The organism is Streptomyces lushanensis (assembly GCF_001700515.1).
Classification (GTDB): Bacteria; Actinomycetota; Actinomycetes; order Streptomycetales; family Streptomycetaceae; genus Streptomyces; species Streptomyces lushanensis.
In genome coordinates, this window is record NZ_MAUD01000191.1 from 1 (window position 1) to 5983 (window position 5983).

The 5983-nt window shown below is 71.3% G+C and carries 6 protein-coding genes and 1 pseudogene; 5 read left to right on the top strand and 2 right to left on the bottom strand.

Features of this window, described 5'->3' with window-relative positions; genetic code table 11:
- A pseudogene (locus BFF77_RS17175) lies at positions 1-240 on the bottom strand (CDP-alcohol phosphatidyltransferase family protein); the annotation flags it as partial.
- 350 nt (positions 241-590) lie between these two features.
- Here BFF77_RS17175 and galE point away from each other — a divergent pair.
- The 3 genes from galE to idi all read left to right on the top strand — a co-directional run bounded on the left by galE (position 591) and on the right by idi (position 3369).
- On the top strand, positions 591-1574 hold the full coding sequence (galE, locus tag BFF77_RS17180) for a UDP-glucose 4-epimerase GalE (RefSeq protein ID WP_066950263.1): 984 nt from the start codon (positions 591-593) through the stop codon (positions 1572-1574).
- A 142-nt stretch (positions 1575-1716) separates the two neighbouring features.
- The gene (locus tag BFF77_RS17185) at positions 1717-2655 is read left to right on the top strand and encodes a cation diffusion facilitator family transporter (protein WP_066950266.1); all 939 of its coding nucleotides are present in this window, start codon (positions 1717-1719) and stop codon (positions 2653-2655) included.
- 120 nt (positions 2656-2775) lie between these two features.
- Positions 2776-3369: an isopentenyl-diphosphate Delta-isomerase gene (gene idi / locus BFF77_RS17190; RefSeq protein ID WP_066950269.1), complete on the top strand. Its 594-nt coding sequence runs from the start codon at positions 2776-2778 to the stop codon at positions 3367-3369.
- Here the strand turns inward: idi and BFF77_RS17195 are convergent.
- On the bottom strand, positions 3344-3850 hold the full coding sequence (locus BFF77_RS17195; protein WP_066950272.1) for an ATP-binding protein: 507 nt from the start codon (positions 3848-3850) through the stop codon (positions 3344-3346). The two genes, idi and BFF77_RS17195, sit on opposite strands and share 26 nt — an antisense overlap.
- A 262-nt stretch (positions 3851-4112) precedes the next feature.
- Here BFF77_RS17195 and BFF77_RS17200 point away from each other — a divergent pair, with 262 nt between their 5' ends.
- Together BFF77_RS17200 and BFF77_RS17205 are read left to right on the top strand one after the other, a co-directional pair.
- Positions 4113-4955, top strand: coding sequence for an enoyl-CoA hydratase/isomerase family protein (locus BFF77_RS17200; protein ID WP_066950275.1), 843 nt, complete (start codon positions 4113-4115; stop codon positions 4953-4955).
- 92 nt (positions 4956-5047) lie between these two features.
- Complete coding sequence (locus tag BFF77_RS17205) at positions 5048-5911, top strand: SCO6745 family protein (protein ID WP_066950278.1); 864 nt, start codon at positions 5048-5050, stop codon at positions 5909-5911.
- Positions 5912-5983 lie beyond the last annotated feature (72 nt).

The following is a 5983-nucleotide window of genomic DNA, read 5'->3' on the forward strand; positions in this document are numbered from 1 at the left end:
CGCGCCGGGCACGGCGGCGGCGGGGAAGCGCGGATCGGTCAGGGCCAGGCGCAGCGCGTGGACATGGCCGACGAAACGGGGGTCGACCAGGGCGACGCGCTCGGCGGCGGGGGCCGAGACGAGCAGGCTTCGCGCCTCCTCGGCGCCCGGCGCGGTCCGTACGTCGTACCCCAGCGACCTCAGATGACCTTCGAGCGGCGATCCGGGGACCGGGGGACCGGTGAGGATGGCGGTCGGCAGACGACTCACTCCTTGGCACTGACAGGGCTGGGTGCGCGGCGTCGGGACCCGGGATCCGGGTGGCGGCACGTCGGCAGAGAGGCTATCGGATGAACTGAAGGCTGAGTTCACCGGCCGTTTACGTTCCGGACGCCAAGGTCTGATTCGTGGACGGTTCGCGCGTTGATCATCATGGGTCACCGGCGCTCTCCCGGACAAACGAGGACCGGGGCCCGGAGGGCACCCTCCGGGCCCCGCCGTCACGGTGTCGTCCGCCGCGTGGCGCCCGCGGTCGCACGGACCGGACGCCGCGAGCCCCGGCCCCGCGGGCGGACGGCGCGGACGTGGCGACAGGCCCTAGGGTTGCGGCCATGACTTGGCTGATCACAGGTGGTGCGGGTTACATCGGGGCACATGTGGCGCGGTCGATGACCGCGGCGGGAGAGCGGGTCGTCGTGCTCGACGATCTCTCGACCGGTGTCGCCGAGCGGCTGCCCGCCGCGATTCCGCTGGTGCGGGGCTCCCTGCTGGACCGGGAGGTGGTGGACCGTGCGCTCGCCGCGCACGAGGTCACCGGTGTGGTGCATCTCGCGGCGAAGAAGCAGGTCGCGGAGTCCGTCGAACAGCCGCTGCGGTACTACCGGGAGAATCTGCACGGGCTCACGGTGCTGCTCGACGGCGTGGTCGCCGCGGGCGTACGGCGCTTCCTCTTCTCCTCCTCGGCGGCCGTGTACGGGGTGCCGGATGTGGAGTTGATCACGGAGCGGACCCCTGCCGTGCCGATCAATCCGTACGGTGAGACCAAGCTCGCGGGCGAGTGGCTGGTCCGCGCGACCGGACAGGCGCACGGGATCGCCACCGGCTGTCTCCGTTACTTCAATGTGGCGGGCGCCGCGACGCCCGAGCTGGCGGACACCGGAGTGTTCAACATCATCCCGATGTTCTTCGACCGGATCAGCCGCGGCGAGGCGCCCAGGATCTTCGGTGACGACTATCCGACACCGGACGGCACCTGCATCCGTGACTACATCCATGTGGCGGATCTCGCCGACGCCCATCTCGCCGCCGCGCGCCGGCTGGCGGACCAGGAGGGCGCCGGAGACCTCACGGTCAACATCGGCCGCGGTGAGGGCGTCTCGGTCCGTGAACTGGCCGGTCTGGTGGCCGAGGTCACCGGCCACCGCGCCAGTCCGGTGGTGGAGGCGCGCCGTCCCGGCGACGCCGCGAGGGCCGTCGCCTCGGTCGGGCTGATCGCCGAGGAGCTGGGCTGGACGGCGAGCCACGGGGTACGCGAGATGGTCGAATCGGCTTGGGAGGGCTGGCGGCTGCACCACCCGGCGACCATGGCCGGGTGATCTCGTCCCTGCTCTGACCTGCGATCATTTCCGCAGGTCAGAGCATATGACAACGGTGTTCAGTGCCGTGTTGCCGCATACCCCCCACCCGTAGTTCACTGGCGTGGTCGACAGATCGCACAGACGACCGGAAGGCGGTCCCATGGGGGCAGGGCACGACCACGGGCACGGCCACGGCGGGCCGCCGGCGGGCACCGCGACCGCGGCCTACCGCGGGCGGCTGCGGATCGCGCTGTCCATCACGCTCTCCGTGATGGTGGTGGAGATCGTCGGTGGTCTCGCCGCCGACTCCCTCGCCCTGTTCGCCGACGCGGCCCATATGGCGACGGACGGCGTGGGGCTCGGGATGGCGCTGCTGGCGGTCCACTTCGCGGGCCGCCCCGCGGACAAGAAGCGCACCTTCGGCTACGCGCGGGCCGAGATCCTCGCCGCGCTGGCCAACTGTCTGCTGCTGCTCGGTGTCGGCGGGTTCCTGCTGTACGAGGCCGTCGAGCGCTTCGTCACGCCGCCCGAGACCAGGGGCGGACTGACGATCGTATTCGCCCTGATCGGTATGTTCGCCAATCTGGTGTCCCTGTCCCTGCTGATGCGCGGGCGGAAGGACAGCCTCAATGTGCGCGGGGCGTATCTGGAGGTGCTCGCGGACACCCTGGGTTCGCTCGCGGTGCTGGTCTCGGCCGGTGTCATCCTGCTCACGGGATGGCAGACGGCCGACCCGATCGCGGGTCTGCTGATCGGGCTCATGATCGTTCCCCGTACGGTGAAGCTGCTGCGGGAGACACTGAACGTACTGCTGGAGGCCGCGCCCAAGGACGTGGACATGGCCGAGGTGCGCGCACATATGCTCGGGCTGCCCGGTGTGGCAGACGTACATGATCTCCATGCCTGGACCATCACATCCGGTATGCCTGTGCTCTCGGCACATGTGGTGGTGGACCAGGACGCGCTGGACGCGGTGGGCCACGAGAAAATGCTGCACGACCTCCAGGGCTGCCTCGGCCATCACTTCGACGTCGAGCACTGCACCTTCCAGCTCGAACCGAGAGGGCACGCCGAACACGAGGCGAAACTCTGTCACTGACCCCCTGCCGGCCACACCCCCGGGGGCCTGGGAGAACGGACATGCCCACACTCCCGAAGTGCTGGCACGGGGCTTTTGTGCGGCAGACTTGGGGGCTGAGGCCCGAAGCGAAGGATGGTTATGCCGACCACACCAGTCAGTACGGCGAACAGCTCGTCGAACGGCGTTCAGGAAACGATCATGCTGGAGCTGGTCGACGAGAACGGCAATACCATCGGCACCGCCGAGAAGCTCTCGGCCCATCAGGCGCCCGGTCAACTGCACCGGGCGTTCTCCGTCTTCCTCTTCGACGAGCAGGGACGGCTGCTGATCCAGCGGCGCGCGCTGGGCAAGTACCACTCCCCCGGTGTCTGGTCGAACACCTGCTGCGGACATCCGTACCCGGGCGAGGCACCGTTCGCCGCCGCCGCCCGCCGTACCCACGAGGAGCTGGGCATCTCGCCCTCGCTGCTCGCCGAGGCCGGTACGGTGCGCTACAACCACCCGGACCCGGCGTCGGGACTGGTCGAGCAGGAGTACAACCATCTCTTCGTCGGGATGGCGCAGTCCTCGCTGCGGCCCGACCCGGAAGAGGTCGACGAGACGGTCTATGTGACTCCGGCGGAGCTGGCCGGGCGGCATGGCCGGGACCCGTTCTCGGCGTGGTTCATGACCGTGCTGGACGCGGCGCGGCCGGCGATCAGAGAGCTCACAGGGCCTGCCGGGGGCTGGTGACACCGCCCTCGCGCGCCGGCGCCCCGCCGACCGGGGCCAGGAACGGCAGCGTCGCCCAGATGATCTTTCCGCCGCCGGCGGTGTGCTCGACGGCGCAGCTACCGCCGGCCTCGCGGGTGATCTCCCGTACGAGCAGCAGCCCGCGCCCGCCCGTCCGGGCGTGATCGGTCTCCAGGGCCTTGGGCCGGTACGGGTGGTTGTCCTCGACCGCGACACGGACCCACTCCGCGCCGATGGTGACCTCGACACCGATCTCCGGCGAGAGCAGGGCCGCGTGCCGCACGGAGTTGGTGACCAGCTCGGAGACGATGAGCAGCAGACTCTGGACGACCGTGTCCCTGACCGGTACACGCTGGCGTCTGAGCAGATCGCGTACGGCGTGCCTGACCCGCGGTACGGAGGCGTCGACGGCCGGAGCGGTGAACCGCCAGACTCCCTCGTACGACAGCGGCCGGGCCGGAACACTCCCGCGGCTCTCCATCCTTGCGGCACCCACCCTTGTTTCGACCTGTGGCCCGACTGGCTCGACCGGTTCGGCCGGCGGATTCCGAGTCTTGGGAACAGGCCGGTCCACACCGGGCGACTGAACAGAAGTCAGTCGTAATTGGCGAAGGGCGACCGCCTTCGACCGAGCGAGCCGTCAGAGCAATCGCATGTGATCGGCGACTGACGCTTCAGGAACGGTCGAGGAGGCATGACGGGCAACGGCGGACCGTCGCCGGGCCGGGGATAGCATCCGGCGCATGGAGCCGCAGCTGCTGCACACCGTCTCCGACGGCATCGCGACCGTCGTGATCCACCACCCCGCGAAGCGCAACGCGATGACGGCGTCGATGTGGCGGGAGCTGCCGCCGCTGCTCGGGCGGCTGGCGGTGGATCCCGCCGTACGGGCGCTGGTGCTGACCGGCGAGGGAGGGACGTTCTGCGCGGGCGCCGACATCTCCTCGCTGCGTGAACCCGCGCAGTCGCGGGAGACGCGCGGCGAGGTGCCCGGGGAGCCGCGCGACGAGGCGCGCCGGGAGGTGCCGCCGGAGGCAGGTGGCGATCCCCGGCCGGACGATCCCCGGTCGCTGGCCGTACGGGCCGAAGAGACGCTGGCCGCCTTCCCCAAGCCGACTCTCGCCGCCGTGCGCGGTCACTGCGTGGGCGGCGGCTGCCAGCTCGCCGCGGCCTGCGATCTGCGGTTCGCCGAGGAGGGCGCCCTGTTCGGCGTGACTCCGGCGCGGCTCGGGATCGTCTATCCGGCGTCGTCCACCCGGCGGCTGGTCTCGCTCGTGGGGCCCTCGACGGCCAAGTATCTGCTGTTCTCGGCCGAGTTGATCGGCACGGAGCGCGCGCTGCGCACCGGACTGGTGGACGAGGTGCTTCCGGCCGGTGGGCTGGACAGACGTGTGGCGGAGTTCGGCCGGGTGCTGGTCTCGCGCTCCCGGCTGACCCAGGCGGCGGCCAAGGAGTCCGCCTCGGGAGGCCCCGACCGTACCGCGTACTGGACGGAGCAGGCCCGCTCCAGCGGCGAGACCGAGGAGGGCGTCGCCGCGTTCCTGGAGCGCCGGGAGCCGCGCTTCGGCTGGACGGTGGGCGCGTGAGACGGCGCGTTCCGGGCCCTCGTGCGGGCGGCCGGGAGCGGGGTTCCATCGGTCCGACGGTGAACGTACCGACCAGTCGGTAACATGCGGCCATGACCACTCTGCCCGAACGCGCCGTGCGGCGCTGCCACTCCGTCGTCAACCCGATCCACTCGGCTCTCTACTTCTCCCCGGACCTGCGCCGCGAGTTCGCCCCCGCGGGCCTCGACGACATCAACGCCGCCTACTTCGCCGCCCGTTCGGCGCCGCTCGGCCGGGTCGGGGCGGGCATCGTCACCGCGACCTTCCACAACTTCAAGCACGAGCTGGTCGCCCGCCACCTCCCGCGCGTGTGGGACGTCCTCTCCCCCGAGGACGCGCTCGACGCGCGGCTGCGCGCGGTCGACTCACTGCTGCGGCGGCTGCTGGGCGAGGAGGCCCTCGCCTCGCGGGAGCTGGCCGAGGCGGCGGAGCTGGCCCTGCGCGCCACCGAGGCGTGTTCGCGTCCGGCGCGTCCGCTCTACGCGGCCAACGCCGATCTGCCGGTCCCGGAAGCGCCGCATCTCGCCTTGTGGCACGCCGCGACCCTGCTGCGCGAATACCGCGGCGACGGCCATCTGGCGGCGCTGACACACGCCGGTCTCGGTCCTCTGGAGGCGCTGGCCAGTCATACCGCGAGCGGCCGTGGCATGTCACCGAAGTGGATCCTGGCCAGCCGCGGCTGGAGCCGGCAGGAGTGGGAGGCGGCCCGGGAGGGGCTGCGCGGGCGCGGGCTGATGGACGGGGAGGGCGGGCTGACCGAGGCGGGTGTCCGGCTGCGCGGCGCCCTGGAGGACGAGACCGACCGGCTCGACCGGGCGCCGTACGAGCATCTCGGCACGGCCGGGGTGGCCCGGCTCACCGAACTGGCGGGCGTGTTCGCCGGTGCGGCGGTGGCGGCGGGCGCGTTCCCCGCGGACCTCATCGGCAGGAGCTGAGCCGGTCGTGCCCGCCGATGTCACCGCCACCTGCCACAATGCAGTCGGCGGACCACAGAACAGCGGAGCGTG

What these genes read in the sequence shown, in the direction of transcription:
- galE (WP_066950263.1), top strand. Translation starts at nt 591, where the DNA reads ATGACTTGGCTGATCACAGGTGGTGCGGGTTACATCGGGGCACATGTG.
- BFF77_RS17185 (WP_066950266.1), top strand. Translation starts at nt 1,717, where the DNA reads ATGGGGGCAGGGCACGACCACGGGCACGGCCACGGCGGGCCGCCGGCG.
- idi (WP_066950269.1), top strand. Translation starts at nt 2,776, where the DNA reads ATGCCGACCACACCAGTCAGTACGGCGAACAGCTCGTCGAACGGCGTT.
- BFF77_RS17195 (WP_066950272.1), bottom strand. Translation starts at nt 3,850, where the DNA reads ATGGAGAGCCGCGGGAGTGTTCCGGCCCGGCCGCTGTCGTACGAGGGA.
- BFF77_RS17200 (WP_066950275.1), top strand. Translation starts at nt 4,113, where the DNA reads ATGGAGCCGCAGCTGCTGCACACCGTCTCCGACGGCATCGCGACCGTC.
- BFF77_RS17205 (WP_066950278.1), top strand. Translation starts at nt 5,048, where the DNA reads ATGACCACTCTGCCCGAACGCGCCGTGCGGCGCTGCCACTCCGTCGTC.